The 20562-nt window shown below is 39.3% G+C and carries 14 protein-coding genes and 3 tRNA genes; 1 reads left to right on the top strand and 16 read right to left on the bottom strand.

What is annotated here, in order from left to right; genetic code table 11:
- Positions 1-4: 4 nt before the first annotated feature.
- The 5 genes from rplC to rpsL all read right to left on the bottom strand — a co-directional run bounded on the left by rplC (position 5) and on the right by rpsL (position 4314).
- Positions 5-643 carry a 50S ribosomal protein L3 gene (rplC, locus tag Q0Y84_RS03260; RefSeq protein WP_297950788.1) on the bottom strand — a complete coding sequence of 213 codons (639 nt, stop codon included), beginning with the start codon at positions 641-643 and terminating at the stop codon, positions 5-7.
- A gap of 23 nt (positions 644-666) precedes the next feature.
- Positions 667-975, bottom strand: a complete 309-nt coding sequence (rpsJ, locus tag Q0Y84_RS03255) for a 30S ribosomal protein S10 (protein WP_025014717.1) — start codon at positions 973-975, stop codon at positions 667-669.
- A 317-nt stretch (positions 976-1292) separates the two neighbouring features.
- A complete protein-coding gene (gene fusA / locus Q0Y84_RS03250; protein ID WP_297950784.1) occupies positions 1293-3386 on the bottom strand; it encodes an elongation factor G in 2094 nt (697 codons plus the stop codon).
- A 34-nt stretch (positions 3387-3420) separates the two neighbouring features.
- The gene (rpsG, locus tag Q0Y84_RS03245) at positions 3421-3891 is read right to left on the bottom strand and encodes a 30S ribosomal protein S7 (RefSeq protein ID WP_003549021.1); all 471 of its coding nucleotides are present in this window, start codon (positions 3889-3891) and stop codon (positions 3421-3423) included.
- Between the two features lie 15 nt (positions 3892-3906).
- Positions 3907-4314 carry a 30S ribosomal protein S12 gene (rpsL, locus tag Q0Y84_RS03240; RefSeq protein ID WP_005720327.1) on the bottom strand — a complete coding sequence of 136 codons (408 nt, stop codon included), beginning with the start codon at positions 4312-4314 and terminating at the stop codon, positions 3907-3909.
- 182 nt (positions 4315-4496) lie between these two features.
- Here rpsL and Q0Y84_RS03235 point away from each other — a divergent pair, with 182 nt between their 5' ends.
- Positions 4497-5180 (top strand): A24 family peptidase, encoded by a 684-nt coding sequence (locus Q0Y84_RS03235; protein WP_297950774.1) that lies wholly within the window; start codon positions 4497-4499, stop codon positions 5178-5180.
- Positions 5181-5234: 54 nt separating this feature from the next.
- On the opposite strand, the gene rpoC is transcribed toward Q0Y84_RS03235, so the two are convergent.
- The 11 genes from rpoC to hslO form a co-directional block, all read right to left on the bottom strand.
- Entirely contained in the window at positions 5235-8894 is a 3660-nt protein-coding gene (rpoC, locus tag Q0Y84_RS03230; RefSeq protein ID WP_297950772.1) for a DNA-directed RNA polymerase subunit beta', read from the bottom strand.
- A 15-nt stretch (positions 8895-8909) separates the two neighbouring features.
- Entirely contained in the window at positions 8910-12548 is a 3639-nt protein-coding gene (locus tag Q0Y84_RS03225; RefSeq protein ID WP_297950770.1) for a DNA-directed RNA polymerase subunit beta, read from the bottom strand.
- Positions 12549-12773: 225 nt separating this feature from the next.
- Entirely contained in the window at positions 12774-15254 is a 2481-nt protein-coding gene (locus Q0Y84_RS03220) for an ATP-dependent Clp protease ATP-binding subunit (protein WP_297950768.1), read from the bottom strand.
- A 105-nt stretch (positions 15255-15359) separates the two neighbouring features.
- Positions 15360-15815: a GAF domain-containing protein gene (locus Q0Y84_RS03215; RefSeq protein WP_151495094.1), complete on the bottom strand. Its 456-nt coding sequence runs from the start codon at positions 15813-15815 to the stop codon at positions 15360-15362.
- 73 nt (positions 15816-15888) lie between these two features.
- Positions 15889-15962, bottom strand: a tRNA-Pro gene (locus Q0Y84_RS03210).
- Positions 15963-15999: 37 nt separating this feature from the next.
- Positions 16000-16074: transfer RNA gene (locus Q0Y84_RS03205), tRNA-Gly, on the bottom strand.
- A gap of 201 nt (positions 16075-16275) precedes the next feature.
- On the bottom strand, positions 16276-16659 hold the full coding sequence (locus Q0Y84_RS03200; protein ID WP_297950763.1) for a hypothetical protein: 384 nt from the start codon (positions 16657-16659) through the stop codon (positions 16276-16278).
- A 128-nt stretch (positions 16660-16787) separates the two neighbouring features.
- A tRNA-Gly gene (locus Q0Y84_RS03195) sits at positions 16788-16859 on the bottom strand.
- A 115-nt stretch (positions 16860-16974) separates the two neighbouring features.
- Positions 16975-18525 carry a lysine--tRNA ligase gene (gene lysS, locus Q0Y84_RS03190; RefSeq protein ID WP_297950761.1) on the bottom strand — a complete coding sequence of 517 codons (1551 nt, stop codon included), beginning with the start codon at positions 18523-18525 and terminating at the stop codon, positions 16975-16977.
- Between the two features lie 16 nt (positions 18526-18541).
- Complete coding sequence (gene dusB, locus Q0Y84_RS03185; protein ID WP_297950759.1) at positions 18542-19567, bottom strand: tRNA dihydrouridine synthase DusB; 1026 nt, start codon at positions 19565-19567, stop codon at positions 18542-18544.
- Between the two features lie 76 nt (positions 19568-19643).
- Positions 19644-20534: an Hsp33 family molecular chaperone HslO gene (hslO, locus tag Q0Y84_RS03180; RefSeq protein WP_297950757.1), complete on the bottom strand. Its 891-nt coding sequence runs from the start codon at positions 20532-20534 to the stop codon at positions 19644-19646.
- Positions 20535-20562 lie beyond the last annotated feature (28 nt).

Genomic DNA, 20562 nt, shown 5'->3' with positions numbered 1-20562 from the left:
CTTCCTATTTATCAGCTTTTACAGCTTTAGAAGCAGTCTTAACAACGATCAATGAGTTCTTAGCACCAGGTACGTTACCCTTAATCATCAATACGTTCTTGTCTGCAACAACTTTTTCAATTACTAAGTTTTCAATGGTAACTTTCTTCACACCCATGTGACCTGGCAAACGCTTGCCCTTTGGTACACGGTTAATGATGGAACCCATTGAACCAGGAATTCTGTGGTATCTTGAACCGTGGGTTTCTGGTCCTCTTGATTGGCCCCAACGCTTAATGTTACCTTGGTATCCATGACCTCTTGAAGTACCAGTAACGTTTACAACGTCACCTTCCTTGAATGTATCCACAGTAACTTCTGAGCCGACCTCATAGTCCTTAAGCTCAACACCGCGGATTTCCCGAATGAAGCGCTTAGGCGAAGTCTTTGCTTTATCAGCATGACCTTTTTCTGGTTTGTTGCTCAAAACTTCACGCTTGTCTTGGTAACCTAATTGAACTGCTTCGTAACCGTCTGATTCAACAGTCTTAACTTGCATAACAACGTTAGGAGTTGCTTCAACAACAGTTACAGGAACAAGGACACCATCTTTAGTATAGATTTGAGTCATACCAACTTTTCTTCCTAAGATTCCTTTGGTCATGTTTACACCTCTTTCTATTTAAATTACAATTTAATTTCGATGTCTACACCGCTTGGAAGATCAAGCTTCATTAATGAATCAACAGTCTTTGGTGTTGGATTCAAAATATCGATTAAACGCTTGTGAGTACGCATTTCGAATTGTTCACGTGAGTCCTTGTCCTTGTGTGGTGAACGAAGAACAGTGAATAAAGTTCTTTCTGTTGGAAGAGGAACTGGACCTGAAATTTCAGCACCAGTTCTCTTTGCAGTAGCTACGATCTTAGCAGCTGATTCATCGAGAATACCATGTTCGTAAGACTTAAGTCTAATACGAATTGTTTGACTTGCCATTAAATTACCTCCTTAACGTCTTCTTTAAAAGATGACTCGCTCGGCAAAAATTCCCCGCACGCCACTGTGGCAATGCAGCCTGGCGTGCCGCAACCTTTTGCGTCAACGCTTTACAACAATTTCATACCTAAAGGGCACACTGCTCCTTAAGCACAATGACTATTGTACTTTGTCTCCCCTTAAATATCAAGGCTTTACAGCTTTTTTCTTAAATTTATTTACAAAAAAAGAGTTATCAAAATTTAACTGATAACTCTTTTTTATATGAAATTGTTTTCAATTAAGTCAAAGACATTATGGAAACATTTCTATCGAAATTATTCAGCGTCTCCGCCACGTTTCTTAATAATATCAGCTTGAATTGACTTAGGAGTTGGTGAGTAGTGATCAAATACCATAGTAAATGTACCACGACCTTGAGTTGATGAACGCAAAGTAGTTGCGTAACCAAACATTTCTGAAAGTGGAACAAATGAGTTAATGATCTTAGCGCCGGCTCTGTCTTCCATGCCTTCCATAGTACCACGACGAGCAGTGATTGAACCCATAACGTCACCTAAGTATTCTTCTGGAGTGGTTACTTGAACCTTCATAATAGGTTCCAAGATAACAGCGCCAGCCTTTGAAGCAGCGTTCTTCAAAGCAAGTGAAGCAGCAACCTTGAAGGCAGCTTCTGATGAATCGACTTCGTGATAACTACCATCGTAAAGCTTAGCCTTAACATCGATCAATGGGTAGCCTGCAAGAACACCATTCTTCATAGCTTCTTGTAAACCTTGGTCAACTGAAGGAATAAATTCACGAGGAACAACACCACCAACGATGGCATCTTCAAATTCGTAACCCTTACCTTCTTCGTTAGGAGTGAAGTCGATCCAAACATCACCATATTGACCTTTACCACCAGATTGACGAACGAATTTACCTTGTGCCTTAGCTTCCTTAGTAAAGGTTTCACGGTAAGCAACTTGTGGTTCACCGATCTTAGCATCAACGTTAAATTCACGTCTCATACGTTCAACCATGATGTCCAAGTGAAGTTCACCCATACCTGAAATCAAAGTTTGACCAGTTTCTGGGTTAGTTTCAGCACGGAAAGTTGGGTCTTCTTCAGTAAGCTTTTGCAAAGCAACGTCCATCTTATCACGGTCAGCCTTTGACTTAGGTTCAACTGATACTTGGATAACTGGATCTGGAACTTTCAAGCTTTCCAAAATAAGTGGGTGATCTGGATCAGTTAATGAGTCACCAGTAGTAGTGTTCTTCAAACCGATGGCACCAGCAATATCACCTGAGAATACTTCTGGAATTTCAGTACGTGAGTTGGCGTGCATTTGAAGCAAACGACCTACACGTTCACGTGAGTTCTTTGAAGCGTTCAATACGTATGAACCTGATTCAAGAGAACCGGTGTAAACACGGATGAAAGTTAAACGACCTACGAATGGGTCAGTAGCAATCTTAAATGCAAGAGCTGCAAATGGCTTCTTGTCATCAGCCATAAGTTCAACTTCGTCACCAGTCTTAGGATCGTGAGCAACATAAGGCTTTACGTCAAGTGGTGATGGTAAGTAGTCAACAACACCATCAAGCATCATTTGAACACCTTTGTTCTTAAATGCTGAACCTGCGTAAACTGGGAAGAATTCCAAGTTCAAAGTAGCTTTACGGATAGCAGCCTTTAATTCATCATTAGAGATTTCTTCACCGCCAAGGTACTTTTCCATGATGCCATCATCAACATCAGCTACAGCTTCAATTAATTCGCCACGACGCTTTTCAGCTTCTTCCTTGTATTCATCTGGAACTGGAACAGTATCCCACTTAGAACCAAGCTTATCTTCATCGTAGATATCAGCTACCATGTTGATCAAGTCAATAACACCTTCAAAGGTATCTGCTGAACCAATTGGCATTTGAACAGCATGTGCATTAGCGTTTAAACGTTCATGCAATGACTTAACTGACTTATCGAAGTCAGCACCGATCTTATCCATCTTGTTAACGAAAACAATACGAGGAACACCGTAAGTTTCAGCTTGACGCCATACGTTTTCAGTTTGTGGTTCAACACCAGCTTGAGCATCAAGAACAGTTACAGCACCATCAAGAACACGAAGTGAACGCTCTACTTCGATAGTAAAGTCAACGTGTCCTGGGGTATCAATAATGTTAATTCTGTAGTCTTTCCATTGTGCAGTAGTGGCTGCAGAAGTAATAGTGATACCACGTTCCTTTTCTTCGTCCATCCAGTCCATTTGTGAATCACCTTCGTGAGTTTCACCAATTTTGTGGATCTTACCAGTGTAGTAAAGGATACGTTCAGTAGTAGTAGTCTTACCCGCATCAATGTGGGCCATGATACCAATGTTACGTGTCTTTGCTAATGGAAATTCACGCTTGTTAGCCATATATTTATTATCTCCTTAAATTAAAACGAACAAATTAGAAGCGGTAGTGTGCAAATGCACGGTTAGCTTCAGCCATACGGTGAACGTCTTCACGCTTCTTAACAGCTGAACCAGTGTTGTTTGAAGCATCAATGATTTCGTTAGCTAAACGTTCATCCATAGTGTGTTCGTTACGTAAACGAGCGTATGAAACAAGCCATCTTAAGCCTAAAGTAGTTCTTCTTTCAGGACGTACTTCAACTGGGATTTGGTAGTTTGAACCACCGATACGGCGAGCTCTAACTTCCAAAACTGGCATAACGTTGTTCATAGCTTCTTCGAACACATCAAGTGGTTCTTTACCAGTCTTGTCTTGAACAATGTTGAAAGCATCGTAAAGGATTGAAGATGCCTTAGCTCTCTTACCATCAATCATTAAGTGGTTGATTAACTTAGTAACAAGCTTTGAGTTGTAAACTGGATCTGCTAAAACGTCTCTCTTAGTTACGTGACCTTTTCTAGGCATTATTTAACTCCTCCTTTAATCTTTCTTAGTACCGTACTTAGAACGGCTTTGCTTTCTGCCATCAACACCAGCAGTATCAAGGGCACCACGAACGATGTGGTAACGTACACCAGGAAGGTCCTTTACACGACCACCACGGATTAATACAACTGAGTGTTCTTGCAAGTTGTGGCCTTCACCTGGGATGTAAGCAGTAACTTCGATCAAGTTTGAAAGACGAACACGAGCATACTTACGTAAAGCTGAGTTAGGCTTCTTTGGAGTCATAGTACCAACACGAGTTGCAACACCACGCATTTGTGGAGCTGGGTTGAATACTGATTCCTTCTTCATACTATTGTAGCTGTAATTCAAAGCAGGTGACTTTGATTTAGTAACCTTTGAATGACGGCCTTTTCTTACCAATTGATTAATGGTTGGCATTAATTTTTCCTCCTAAAATACTATTTTGTTCACACATCCGGGAGTTTCTTTTTAGACTCACGAATAGACTGTTCAAAACATACAAACACTATTGTACTCGGTTTTGAATAGAAATCAAACTTTTTCAAAATAAAAAAAGAAAAATCACCTTTTTTTGCGTAATAAATAGTAGAGGTGATTTTTTGAAACATTTATATGTTCTTACTAATTTTATAATTGGAAGTTGCTTAGCATCCCATGCAGCAGTAGTTTATGAGCGTTGGGATAATAAAAATTTTATTTATTCACGTTCTCAATGTAATAATTGTCATTTTGAATTATCAATCTTAGACGAAATCCCCCTATTATCCTATCTTTTTCTTCATGGCAAATGTCGCTACTGTCATCAAATAATTCCAGCTGAACTTTTTTTATTCGAATTAATTGGCGGCTTCGCTTTTTGTTCAATTAATTTTAGCAATCTCTACGAAATACCAACCATAATCTTGCTTTTCTTCCTTTTAACAGTCGCTATTTCTGATTATCAGGAACAAGAATTTGATCTGCTTTTTCTTATTCCCGCGTTCAGTATTGCTCTAATATTTAACCAATTCGCTATTTTTTCTCTAATTGATTGGCTCTCATTCTTTTTACTGTTAACTGTTTTTGCCTATTACATCTGGCAAAAGAAAATGGGATTAGGCGACCTATTAATCTACTTAGTTATTGCCTGTTACTTTACCCCATCTTTTGCTAATTTTGCATTTTTATTTGCCTCAATTCTCATGATTTTGATCTTCTTGTTTGAAAAAAGTTCCTTAAATCAGCGTCATCCTTTTATTCCCTACATTTTTCTAGGAATAATATTGACCCAATTCATTTTTTAATAAAAAAGACGTTTCCACTCTTCTACGAGTAGAAACGCCTTTTTCTACATAAAACTAATCTTGCTTAGCTTTATCTTTTTCTTTCATTTGTTTTTCGATATCGGCAATTGAATATACTGAATCTGGTTTCTTAACGTCAGCTTCAGGTTCCATGCTGCGGTATACAGGCATACCAGTACCAGCTGGAATAATCTTACCAATAATAACATTTTCCTTAAGTCCAAGAAGTGGATCATTCTTACCTCTGATTGATGCATCAGTAAGAACACGAGTAGTTTCCTGGAATGAAGCAGCTGACAAGAAACTATTAGTTTCCAAAGCGGCCTTAGTAATACCCAAAATAACGCTTTGAGCAGTTGCTGGAATACCACCAGAAATAATAACTTCCTTGTTGCGATCTCTAAATTGACCAATGTCCATAACCTCACCTGGTAAGATATCAGTTTCACCTGGATCAAGGACACGAACCTTTTGCAACATTTGACGAGTTAATACTTCAACGTGCTTATCGGAAATGTCTACACCCTGCATTCTGTAGGCTTTTTGAACTTCAGCCAAGATGTACTTTTCAGTAGTCAAAGTATCAGTAACTTGGATCAATTCCTTAGGATCAACAGAACCTAGAGTCAACTTATCACCGCGGTGAACATAGTCACCTTCAGCAACAGCAACTGAAGCAGTGTAAGGAACACTGTAGCTTCTAGTATCGATCTTGCCCTTAACAGTAATTTCACGAGTATGTTCTGCTGGGTTTTCTTGAATTGAATCAATTACACCATCAACTTCAGAAATGGTTGCACGACCCTTAGGGTTACGTGCTTCAAACAATTCTTGCACACGAGGCAAACCTTGAGTAATATCTTCAGCACCGGCAACACCACCGTTGTGGAAAGTTCTCAAAGTAAGCTGAGTACCAGGTTCACCAATTGATTGAGCAGCAACAGTACCTACTGCTTCACCAACTTCAACTTCTTCACCAGTAGCAAGGTTCATACCGTAACACTTGCGACATACACCGTGAGGAGTATCACAGGTAAGAATTGAACGAATCTTAACATGAGTTACACCAGCATCACAAATCTTATGAGCCATGTTTTCATCCATCATGACATCTCTGCCAACAATGGTCTCACCTGTTTCAGGATTCTTAACAGTTTCAGCAGTGAAACGGCCAACCAAACGATCAAATAATGGTTCGATCATTTCGTCACCTTCCATGATGGCACTAACTGTAATACCACGATCAGTACCACAATCATCATCACGAATAATGACATCCTGAGCAACATCAACCAAACGACGAGTCAAGTAACCTGACTGAGCAGTCTTCAATGCAGTATCAGTCATACCTTTACGAGCACCGTGAGTGGACATGAACAATTCCAATACTGACAAACCTTCCTTGAAGTTTGAAGTAACAGGAATTTCGAACAAACCACCGTTAGGAGTGGCCATCAAACCACGCATACCGGCTAACTGAGTAAAGTTTGAAATGTTACCACGGGCACCTGAGTCGGCCATGATTGAAATTGGGTTACGAGGTGCGTGAATTTGAGCGATTTCGTTTTGAATCTTATCCTTACATGCATTCCAAATGCTAATTACTCGATCGTGACGTTCTTGTTCAGTAATCAAACCACGTCTAAATTGCTTAGAAACAACATCAACTTGTTTACGAGCCTTGGCTACCTTTTCATCCTTGTCTTGGATTTCAGGAACATCAGTCATACCAATAGTAATACCTGAAGTAGTTGAGCTAGTGTAACCCAATTTCTTCAAATCATCCAAGTATTCTGAAGTTCTTTGAACCTTGTAATACTTGTAGATAGTAGCAATTGAATCTGACAAGAAACTACCCTTAAATGGACTAGCGATTAAGTCGTCGCCCACTTCATCAATCTTCTTCTTAATATCTTCGCCTTCACCTAAGAAGTACTTAGCAGCCAATGGGTTGTTTAAGTTTTCTTCAGTTGGTTCATTGATGTAGAAGTAATCATCAGGGAATAATTGGTTAAAGACAATCTTACCGTAAGTAGTGATAAAGATGCCGTGTTCATGACCCTTAGGCCATGGCTTCTTAGGCATAGCATCTGCAGACATACCAATAATAGTATGGTAGTGGATATCACCATTTTCGTAAGCTACAGCAGCTTCAGCTGGTGAACTGAAGATCATGCCTTCACCTTCACGGCCACGTTCAGCTTGAGTCAACCAGTAGTTACCCAAAACGATATCCTGTGATGGAGTAACGATTGGCTTACCATCCTTAGGAGCCAAAATATGGTGAGCTGCTAACATCAATAAGCGTGATTCAGCAACAGCTTCATCTGAAAGTGGAACGTGGATGGCCATCTGGTCACCATCGAAGTCGGCATTGTAAGCTTCACAAGCTAATGGGTGAAGTCTAATAGACTTACCTGGTACCAAAATTGGTTCAAATGCTTGGATACTCAAACGGTGAAGAGTAGGGGCCCGGTTCAAAAGAACTGGACGTTCCTTAATAACATCTTCAAGTACATCCCAAATATCATCATCTTCACGATCAATCTTACGCTTAGCATTCTTAATGTTAGAAGCAATTCCGCGCTTAACCAATTCATGCATGACAAATGGCTTGAATAATTCCAAAGCCATTGGACGTGGCACACCACATTGATAGAACTTCAATTTTGGTGAAACATCGATAACTGAACGACCTGAGTAGTCAACACGCTTACCAAGCAAGTTTTGACGGAAGCGACCTTGCTTACCTTTAAGCATGTGTGAAAGTGACTTCAATGGACGGTTACCTGGTCCAACTACTGGACGACCACGACGCCCGTTATCAATTAAAGCATCGACAGCTTCTTGAAGCATCCGCTTTTCGTTTTGAACGATGATATTAGGTGCATTCAAGTCAAGCAATCTCTTCAAACGGTTGTTACGGTTAATTACACGTCTGTACAAATCGTTCAAATCTGAAGTAGCAAAACGCCCACCTTCAAGTTGAACCATTGGACGAAGATCTGGTGGGATTACTGGAACAGCATCCATTACCATCCATTCAGGCTTGTTGCCTGAATTCTTAAAGGCATCCAAAATGTCCAAACGTCTAATTGCACGAGTACGTTTTTGACCAGTAGCAGTTTGAAGTTCTTTCTTCAAGTCATTAACTTCTTTATCAAGGTCAACTTTCTTAAGCAATTCGCGTACAGCTTCAGCACCCATTTTTGCTTCAAAACGGTTGCCATACTTAGCTTTTTGTTCACGATATTCAGCTTCAGTCAATAATTGCTTAGGCTCAAGATCAGTGTCACCTGGATCAATTACGATATATGCAGCAAAGTAGATAACTTCTTCAAGTAATCTTGGAGAAATATCCAAGACCAAACCCATTCTTGATGGGATACCCTTGAAGTACCAAATGTGAGTTACAGGTGCAGCTAATTCAATGTGACCCATCCGTTCTCTTCTTACCTTTGAAGAAGTAACTTCAACACCACAACGGTCACAAACAATACCGCGGTATCTAACACCCTTATACTTACCACAGGCACATGACCAATCTTTAGTTGGCCCAAAAATTCTTTCATCAAACAAGCCATCTTTTTCAGGCTTTAAAGTACGGTAGTTGATGGTCTCTGGCTTCTTAACTTCACCATATGACCAGCTTCTGATCTTGTTAGGTGATGCAAGACCAATTTGCATACTTTCAAACTTATTTACGTCGATCAAAAGTTTAACCTCCTACTATTTAGAAACTTTATCGTCAGACTCATCTGCAGGAGCTACTAGCTTATCTGCATCTTCTTTACTATCTTTATCTTCTGATTTTCCAGTTTCCTCGGCTAACTTCTTCTTTTCTTGCTCTTCTGCCATCCGTGACAAAGTATCAATGTTCAAATGTTCGCTTGAGTCTTCATCCATATCGCGAAGTTCAATTTCATTGTGGTTCATATCAAGAACACGAATATCCAAACCTAATGATTGAAGTTCCTTAACAAGAACACGGAATGATTCTGGAACACCCGGCTTAGGAATCTTTTCACCCTTAACAATAGCTTCATATGCCTTTACACGACCGACAACGTCATCTGACTTGTAAGTCAAAATTTCTTGCAATGTGTAAGCAGCACCATAAGCTTCAAGGGCCCAAACTTCCATTTCACCGAAACGCTGACCACCAAATTGTGCTTTACCACCAAGTGGTTGTTGAGTAACCAATGAGTAAGGCCCAATTGAACGAGCGTGGATCTTATCATCAACCATGTGAGTAAGTTTCAAGTAGTGCATGACACCTACAGATACACGGTTATGGAAAGGTTCACCGGTACGACCATCATAAATAACTGTCTTACCGTCTTTATCAACACCAGCTTGACGAACTGTATCCCAAACATCATTTTCGTTGGCACCATCGAATACTGGAGTTGCCACGTGAATACCTAATTGACGAGCAGCTGCACCTAAGTGCAATTCAAGAAGCTGTCCGATGTTCATACGTGATGGAACACCCATTGGGTTCAAACAAATATCTACTGGCGTACCATCTGGTAAGTATGGCATGTCTTCTTCTGGAACAACAGCAGCTACAGTACCCTTGTTACCGTGACGACCAGACATCTTGTCCCCAACTTGAATCTTTCTCTTTTGTGCGATGTATACCCGAACCATAGTGTTAACACCTGGAGAAAGTTCATCGCCGGCTTCACGAGTATAAACCTTAACGTCTTGAACAATACCGCCACCGCCGTGTGGTACACGAAGTGAAGTATCACGAACTTCACGAGCCTTTTCACCAAAGATAGCGTGAAGCAATCTTTCTTCAGCAGATAATTCAGTTACACCCTTAGGGGTTACCTTACCTACTAAAATGTCGCCATCGTGAACTTCTGCACCAATACGAACAATACCATCGGCATCAAGATCCTTTAAGGCATCTTCACCAATGTTAGGAAGTTCTCTAGTAATTTCTTCTGGACCAAGCTTAGTATCACGAGCTTCTGATTCATAGTCTTCAATACTAATTGAAGTGTACACATCATCCTTAACCAAACGTTCTGAAAGCATGATGGCATCTTCATAGTTATACATGTTCCAAGTCATGAAAGCGATCAATGGGTTTTGTCCCAAAGCAAGTTCACCATGATCCATAGTTGGACCATTGGCAATAACATCACTCTTATCAACTTGATCACCTAACTTAACATTAGGAGTTTGGTTGTATGACTTAGAGTTGTTTGAACGACGGTACTTTTCAAGAGTGTACTTGTCTAAAGTGCCATCTTCACGTCTAATACGGATTTCATTAGCATCAACGTATTCAACCACACCAGCAGCTTTAGCAATTAAAGCGGCACCTGAGTCGTGGGCTGCACGATATTCCATACCAGTACCAACAAGTGAACCATGTGGGTTGATTAATGGAGCAGCCTGACGTTGCTGGTTGGCACCCATCAAAGCACGGTTAGAGTCATCGTTTTCAAGGAATGGGATACATGCTGAAGCGACAGAAACAACCTGCTTAGGAATAACGTCCATGTAGTCAATCTTATCTGGAGAAACTTCGACGTTATCTTCCTTTTGACGAGCTAAAATAATGTTTTCTTTGAATGAACCATCATCATTTAATGGAGTGTTAGCACCAGCAATGATGTAGTTATCTTCTTCATCAGCAGTCAAGTAGTCGATCTTATCAGTAACCTTGTGAGTATTCCAATCAACACGACGGTATGGAGTTTCAATGAAACCATACTTATTGATGATTGCGTATGAAGCAAGTGAGTTGATCAAACCAATGTTAGGACCTTCTGGCGTTTCGATAGGACATAAACGACCATAGTGAGTATAGTGAACATCACGAACTTCATAACCAGCACGATCACGAGTCAAACCACCAGGCCCTAAGGCTGACATACGACGCTTGTGAGTCAATTCACCCAATGGGTTGTGTTGATCCATAAACTGTGAAAGTTGTGATGAACCAAAGAATTCCTTGATACTTGCAACAATTGGACGGATGTTAATCAATTGTTGTGGAGTAACTGTTGAAGGATCTTGGATTGACATTCTTTCACGAACAACACGTTCCATACGTGCCAAACCAATTCTAAATTGATTTTGAAGAAGTTCACCAACACGACGAATACGACGGTTACCCAAGTGGTCAATATCGTCAGTAGTACCGATCTTATCTTGCAATGCAAAGAAGTAATTAATTGAAGCTAAAACATCTGCTGGAGTCAAATGCTTAACTTTAGCATCAATATGACCATTTGACATTAATTTAACTTCACGTTCAGGATCAACCTTTGAGTAAACTTTAATTTCTTGAACTGTAATTGGATCTGGTAATACGCCTTCTTTTGAAGGTTGGTAAGTTACCATCTTGAAGTCATCACGATCAAGGTATGGAGCTAATTTATCCATTACTTCGTGAGTAACTACAGTACCCTTCTTAGCAACGATTTCACCAGTATCTGGATCAGCCAAAGTTTCAGCTAAAGTTTGACCATATAAACGATTCTTAAGTGAAAGCTTCTTGTTGATCTTGTAACGACCTACAGGTGCTAAGTCGTAGCGACGTGGATCAAAGAAACGGGCATACAAAAGTGAACGTGAAGAATCAGTAGTCTTTGGTTCACCTGGACGAAGTCTTTCATAGATATCCTTCAAAGCTTCAGCTACACGTGAGTCAGCTGGGTTCTTATGAACATCTTTGTCCAAAGTAAATTGCAAAGTATCACTTTGACCAAACATATCAATAATGTCGCTGTCAGAGCCGATCCCCATTGCTCTAATCAATACAGTAAGAGGCAATTTACGAGTACGGTCTACACGAACAAATGAAACGTTCTTAGCATCAGTTTCATATTCAAGCCAAGCACCACGGTTAGGAATAACAGTAGTACCAAAGATTTGACGACCATTCTTGTCATAGTCGCCAGTGTAATATACACCTGGTGATCTTACCAATTGTGAAACGATAACTCTTTCAGCACCGTTAACAATAAATGAACCTGATTCGGTCATTAATGGCAAATCGCCAAAGAAAACATCTTGAGTCTTAATTTCACCAGTTTCTTGGTTAGTAAGCTTCAAGGTAACGTGCATTGGTGCAGCATAAGTTGCATCATGATTACGAGCTTCATCAACGGTATACTTAGGCTTTTGCAATTTATAGCCAACATACTCTAATGAAAGCTTACCTGAGAAATCACTAATTGGCATAATGTCGTCAAAGACTTCTTTAATGCCTTTATCAAGAAACCACTTATATGATTCGGTTTGAACATCAGTTAAGTTAGGCAGCTTCAATACTTCCTTAATGCGGGAGAAGCTACGTCTAGTTCGATGTTTACCGTAGTTCACTACGTGTCCATTTAACAAGGAAAAACATCCTTTCTGTCTAAGAAAGCAAATATTACATTTCTGTTACAAATTCAAAAAACTGCAATTTTAGGCATAAAAAAGACAAAAACAACAATTGTCGTTTTTGTCCTTTATCATTTTGCTGGACAATAGATCAGCAAAATCCTGAATCTCAGTCTTTTTAAATCAGCAAAAATTATAAGTTATTTTAGGCATTTTGTCAAGACTAACACTTGACATCACTTAACTTTTCATGGTTGCTTTTTTAGCATTTACTACTTCGAATTTTAAGTGACCATGTTGACTACCAATTTTCAAGGTATCACCTTGCTTGACTTCACCAGTAATCAGCATTTCTGCAATTTTATCTTCAATATCATTTTGAATTGCTCTTCTAAGTGGTCGAGCACCATTTTCTGGATCATAACCATCACGTACAATTTGATCTAATGCTGCACGTGACAGCTTTAATTCAATACCCTTCTTTTGCAAACGAACAACTAACTTGTGCGTTAACAAGGTTACAATATTGCGTAATTGCTTCTTATCCAATTCATCGAAGATGATAGTTTCATCAATTCGGTTCAAAAATTCTGGACGGAAGAATTGTTTGATTGCTTGTTCCACTTTAGCTGACCTTGCCTTAGCTGGATCTGCATTATCTGCATTGAAGCCGACTGCCTTATTATCAAAGAGCGAACGAGAACCTAAATTAGAAGTCATGATTATAATTGTATTTCTAAAGTCGACTTTTCTACCTTTGGAGTCAGTCAAAAATCCTTCATCTAAAACCTGCAAAAGCAAATTAAAGACATCTGGATGTGCTTTTTCTACTTCGTCTAGTAAAACAACTGAATATGGGTGACGACGTACCTTTTCAGATAGTTGTCCGCCTTCTTCATAGCCAACATATCCAGGTGCTGAACCGATCAACTTGCTTGAAGCAATTTGATCCATGTATTCAGACATATCCAACCTAATCAAATTATCTTCTGAGCCAAACATTGCCGCTGCAACTGACTTAGCTAGTTCTGTCTTCCCAACACCGGTTGGTCCTAAGAATAAGAAGGATCCAATCGGCCGACGTTCATCTTTAATTCCACTTCTGCTACGACGAATTGCCCGAGCAACCGCTGAAACAGCTTTATCTTGTCCAATAACACGTTGGTGCAAAATCTTTTCCAAGTTAGCCAATTGACGTGATTCATTGCGCTTCATCTGAGTAACTGGCACACCAGTCCATTCAGAGACAACTTTAGCAATATCTTCAGGTTCAACTACTGCTTTAGCGCTAACCTTATCCTCAAGTTTTTCAACCATTGCTTCGCGTTGCATTTGCAGATTATTTTGTTGATCTTGCAATTGAGCAGCCTTAACAAAATTTTGACTAGCGGCAGCTTCATTCTTTTGCGCAATAATTTCCTTTATCTGCTCATTAATCTTTTCCAGCTTAGCATCATTGCCAACATTATTGCGAATCTTAACAGCGGCACCAGCTTCATCGACTAAGTCAATTGCCTTATCTGGTAAAAAGCGGTCAGAAATGTAACGCATTGACAAATCGACGGCATCCTCTAGACTTTCATCAGCAATAGTTACATGGTGGAACTTTTCATATTTTGACTTTAAGCCACGCATGATTGCCAAAGCGTCTTCTCTTGAAGGCTCATTTAAACGAACCTGTTGGAAACGGCGGGCCAAAGCTTGATCTTTTTCAATATACTTTTGATATTCATTAAAGGTAGTTGCCCCAATCATTTGAATATCACCACGAGCAAGTGATGGCTTTAAAATATTAGAAGCATCAATTGCGCCTTCAGCACCACCAGCGCCAATCAAAGTATGCATTTCGTCCACAAAGAGAATAACGTTACCGTCTTTAGTGACTTCATTTAAAATCTTTTTCATTCGATCTTCAAATTCACCACGGTACTTTGTCCCAGCAACTAAGCTACCCAAGTTTAAAGACATGACACGCTTTTTCAGCATATCTTGAGGTACTTTTTTATTGACAATTTCAGTTGCAATTGCTTCCGCAACAGCAGTCTTACCTACCCCTGGTTCACCAACCAACATTGGATTATTCTTGGTTCGCCGTGACAAAATTTGAATTACACGCTTAACCTCTTCATCGCGTCCAATTACAGGATCAATTTCACCATTACGTACTCGCTGATTCAAGTTAACTGCTACTTTATCAAGATTTGGCGTAGTACTACTCTTCCGCTTCTTTTGACCATTATTGGTATTATTGTCACCCAACCAGTTAGCTGAATCACCAAAGTCTTGGTCTTGATCCAAACTGTCTTCAATATCCTGTTGCAAACGTGGAATATCAACATTTAAGTTTTTCAAAATCATTGCTGATAAAACTTGTTCACTAGCAGTAATTCCTAATAAAACATGATTGGTGTTAATTTCTTTAACCCCATCATCATTAGCACGTCTTTTAGCGTAATCTAAGGCTAAACTTAAGCGTGGTGACATTTCCATGTAGCTTGTCTTAGGCGCTGAGCCATACCCTGTATAGCGTTCAATTTCTTCGCGCACTGCAGTAGGTGTTAAGCCCCATGAGCGTAAAATTTTGCCTGCTTCACCATCAGTTTCAATTACTAAAGCTAATAGAACATGCTCTGTGCCAATCAAGCGGTGATGAAAATTTTGTGCTTGTTCACGTGCAATTTTCAATACTTGATTAACACTCTTACTATATGAATTTTCCATACACACACCACCCTTTAAAATACGTTATGGTATTTTACTTTTATTTTGTCAGTAAGTAAAATATTTTGATTACTTTTCAATTTTATTATGTTCAAAATCATCCAATTAAGCAAAAATCACTTTTGCAATTTCAGTTAAATACTTTTTATCAATTTCGTCAAAATTAGCTAACTTAGTTGAATCAAAGTCAAAAACGCCCCAAAGCTTTTCCTGTTTAAAGATTGGAAGCACAATTTCAGAATTTGAAGCACTGTCGCAAGCGATATGACCAGCAAATTCATGCACATTTTCAACAATCTGAGTTTGCTCTGTTTGAGCTGCAGTTCCACAAACGCCTTTTCCCATTTGAATATGAACACATGCCGGCATCCCTTGAAATGGTCCTAAAATCAATTCACCATTTTCATAGCGATAAACACCTGCAAAATTAACCTGATTCAATGTATTAAACAAAAGAGCAGATAAATTAGCTGTATTAGCAATCCAATCATCCTCATCTGCAACTAACGCCTTAGCCTGCTCCACTAGCATTTGATATTCTTCTTTAGTAGCTGCTGCCATTTTAATCTCCCTTTAAGTTTTAAAAGACATTATAACAAAAAGAAAAAAGCTACCCAAACGGATAGCTTGAATATCGGGAAAACAAGATTTGAACTTGCGACCTCTGCGTCCCGAACGCAGCGCTCTACCAAACTGAGCCATTTCCCGAATAAAAAAGACTCACCATTCGGTGAGCCTTCAATCTTGGAGCGGAAGACGGGATTCGAACCCGCGACCCCCACCATGGCAAGGTGATGTTCTACCACTGAACTACTTCCGCAACAACAGTTATTATTATAGCAAACCTATTTCACTTTGCAATACCTTTTTTTAAAAAAATTGATTTTCACTATAATTAGCCATTGCTAAATATCAATTCACATTAATTGGCTACATGAATGTGCTTAAACAACAATATTTTACGCGCAATCGGTTGCGCAATTAAAGCCTCAACAGCAAATGCTATTCCTAAATTTTTTGGTCAATTATTGAAATAAGTATAAAAAGGAGCCAGCGAAATTTGACGTTGACCAATCCAAGTTCCAATAATAGTCATTAATGCGGAAATAATAATTACATTGCACAGAATATCAATAGTAATTTGTGCACCAAAACTATCATATTTATCAACAAACTGATTTTTTAAAATCGCTGCAGGCTTTTGTGCCAATAAAACGATTATAATTACCGCAATCCACATGAACGGAATAATTGATAATGTCATTAAATAATTATGCCAGCTAAAACTTGTTTCAAACATTGAAATTAGTGGTGCAATAATATTTACTGAAGCGATTGAAACAATTCCCATAAAAATCATAGTTTCATGAATATTGTGTGGTAATTGTATATAGCCTTTCTTCATAATCTACCTTTCTTTCAAACAAAAAAACGGTTCAGCAAAATTCAATAAAGAATTGCTGAACCGTTATACGCTAAAACTTTAGATTTTATAAAAATAAAAAGGCTCACAATTGTGAGCCTCTATCTTAGAGCGGAAGACGGGATTCGAACCCGCGACCCCCACCATGGCAAGGTGATGTTCTACCACTGAACTACTTCCGCGACAACAAATATAATTATAGCAGGTCTTTAATATATTGCAATAGTTTTTTTAAAAAAATAAAAAAGCCTCACATCCGTGTTTAAACACAGATATAAGACTTAATCTTAAATCAAATTACTTATTTTCTTTATTCTTCTTTTTCATGTCAGCCTTAACTTCTGCTTCTACACTTTCAACACGTTCAGGACGCATTGTTGGGAAGAGCAAAACATCACGAATAGCTGGAGCATCAGTCAAAAGCATTACCAAACGGTCAATACCGATACCCAAGCCGCCTGTAGGTGGCATACCGTATTCCATAGCACGAAGGTAATCTTCATCGATCATATCAGCTTCGTCGTTACCTGCTTCACGTTCTTCCATTTGAGCTTCAAAACGAGCACGTTGATCATCAGGATCGTTTAATTCTGAGAAGGCGTTACCGTATTCTTCACCCATGATATAGATCTCGAAACGGTCAGTAAAGCGTGGATCGTCGGCATTCTTCTTAGCAAGTGGTGAAATTTCTACTGGGTGACCGTAGACAAATGTTGGGTCAACAATAGTTTCTTCACAATACTTTTCAAAGAAGGCATTAATGATGTGACCAACCTTCCAGAATTTTTCAACATGGATATCGTGATCTTCAGCAATCTTAGTTGCTTCTTCAAGAGTCATTGGCTTCCAGAAGTCAACGCCAGTCTTTTCCTTGATCAAATCAACCATGTGAACACGACGGAATGGCTTGGCTAAGTCAATGTCAGTACCTTGGTAGGTAATCTTGCCGTCATCTGAAACGACCTTAGCAGCAGCACGAATAATGCCTTCTGCTTCATCCATTACATCATGGAAGTCCCAGTATGCAGCATAACTTTCAAGTTCAGTAAATTCTGGGTTGTGGTGAGTATCCAAACCTTCATTTCTGAATACACGACCGATTTCGTAAACACGTTCCATATCACCAACAATCAAACGCTTCAAAGGAAGTTCCAAAGCAATTCTCATGTAAAGGTCAATATCCAAAGCATTGTGGTGGGTAATAAATGGACGAGCTTCAGCACCACCTGGAATATTGTGAAGTACTGGAGTTTCAACTTCCAAGAAGTGTTGCTTGTTCAAGTAGTCACGGATTGCTTGAATAATTTGAGTACGGTGAACAAAACGCATGTAACTATCACGGTTGGTGATCAAGTCAAGGTAACGTTGGCGGTAAATTGCTTCAACATCCTTTAAGCCGTGGTACTTATCTGGTAATGGACGAAGAGCCTTTGATAAGAAGGTTACATGAGTAGCACGAATAGTCAACTCACCAGTATCAGTCTTCATTACTTCGCCATCGATACCTAAAAAGTCACCAATATCAGACTTCTTAAAGATCTTGTAGTTGTCTTCACCGACAATATCCTTACGTACATAGATTTGAATCTTACCAGTACGGTCGTAAAGATCAGCAAAACCAACCTTACCCTTACCACGCTTTGCAAGCATACGACCTGCAATCTTGGTCTTAGGCATATCAGCGTTTAATTCTTCTTTATCTTCGTTGCCATACTTTTCTTCTAAAGTACTTGCCAAATCTTGACGATCAAATTTTCTTTGACCAAATGGTTCAATTCCGTTTTCACGTAATTCTTCCATCTTCTGGCGACGAACTATTAATTGGTCATTCATTTCATTCTTTGCCAATTTACTTTTCCTCCATTTATTTGTTCATTGTCGCGCGTCGTGCAGCACGAGCTTCTTCTCTTTTTTCATACTCGTCAACAAAATTATCAAGCAAATCATATACTTCTTGACGCGTCCAGACCTCATTTATTTTAGCACGAGTACGGGCCGAACGGGGAATTCCCTTTAAATAATACGCGGCTTGCTGACGAAATTCTGGTACAGCACGCTTTTCACCGTGAATTTTAACAAGTGCGTGAAGCTGATGTTTAGCCGTTTCAACCTTCTCACGAACAGTTTGCGGCTTCAATTTTTCACCAGTTTCCAGATAGTGTACCATATCTTTCAAAATCCAAGGGTTACCTAAAGCAGCGCGACCAACCATTACCGCCGTACAGCCAATCTCATCTAGTGCTTTTTTAGCTAATTCTGGCGTTCTAATATCGCCATTAGCTACAAAAGGTACATCTAAAACTTGCGCTACATCATGCAATATTTCCCAGTCAGCTTCACCTTGATACATTTGCTTACGGGTTCGACCATGCATTGCAATCATGCTTGCTCCTGCTTCTTGAGCGGCCAAGGCATTTTCAACTGCAAAAACATGCTTTTTATCCCAGCCTGTTCTCATTTTAACAGAAACTGGCTTTTGCACATTTTGGACCACTGCATGAACCATTTGATAAATCTTGTTTGAATCAAGCAACCACTTAGAACCTGCATCGGTCTTAGTTACCTTAGGAACAGGACAACCCATATTGATATCAATAATATCCGCATCAGTATGTTGATCGATATATTGAGCAGCTTGCAACAAAGTCTCCTCGCTACCACCAAAAATTTGAATGCTCATTGGGTGTTCACGCGGATCGACATCCATCATGCTTAAAGTCTTTTTATTTCCATAAATGATTCCATGATCAGAAATCATTTCGCAGACAACCAGCCCAGCTCCGAATTCCTTACAGACAACGCGGAATGCAGAGTTTGAAACTCCCGCCATCGGCGCAACAACAACTCGGTTTGGAATGGTGATATCGCGAATTTTCCAGCTGTTATTCACCAAATCATCCTTTCAAAATACCTTACTATAATATCAAAAAAGCCCCGCGGGTTAAAACCTTAGGACTCTATTTGTCTTAATAATCTTTATCTTTGTTCTTTTTAGCTAAGATATCTTTTAATTCATCTTCTGAATAATGATACTTGTTGCCACAGAAATTGCAAGTAAGTTCAGCCCCATGATCTTCATCGATCATTGCCTTCAATTGATCACTCTTCAAAGTTTCAAGAATTCCTGCATACTTTTCTTTTGAGCAATCACAACTAAAGGCCACATCATCTTTTTCTAGAATCTTACAATCAGTGCCTAAAATCTTGCGTGCCAAATCTTCTGGCGTCATCCCATCTAAAAATGAAGTAGACAATGCTGGCAATTCTTTGATGCGCTTAATTGTTTCAGTAATTAAAGCATCACTAGCACCTGGCAAGGCTTGCAACATAAAGCCACCTGCTTCACCAATTGAATTATTAGGGTTAACGAACACTGATAAACCAACAGCTGAAGGAATTTGTTCTGACTTGGTTAGATAGTAGGCAAAATCTTCTGCAATTTCACCAGAAACGATTGGCACTTGACCAGTATATGGTTCTTTTAAGCCAAGGTCTTTGGTTACTTCTAGCCAACCTTGACCGACAGCTTTTTTCACATCAATGTGACCATTTTTCTTAGGTGGCAAAGCAATATGAGGATTCTTAACATAGCCCTTTACCTTTAAATCAGAAGTGGCCGTTACAATTGTTGGACCTACCGGACCATTACCTAATAAACGTACCGTCAATTCTTCCTTATCAGTCAATTCAGCTCCAGCGAGCAAAAGTGATCCTACCAAAGTTCGACCAAGTACAGCAGCTGAAGCAGACCACAAGTCATGACGCTTTTGAGCTTCACTTACTACATCCTTAGCAGTAATTGTTAGTAAACGTAAGTTTTTAGTTTTATCAATCGATTTTACTAAATAATCACTCATTTTTTATCCTTCTTTCCTAAAAAAATAG

The organism is uncultured Lactobacillus sp. (genome assembly GCF_947367125.1).
In the GTDB taxonomy this organism is placed as follows: domain Bacteria; phylum Bacillota; class Bacilli; order Lactobacillales; family Lactobacillaceae; genus Lactobacillus.
Note: the sequence above shows the minus strand (reverse complement) of the source record. Positions and strands in the feature narration are given on the sequence as shown.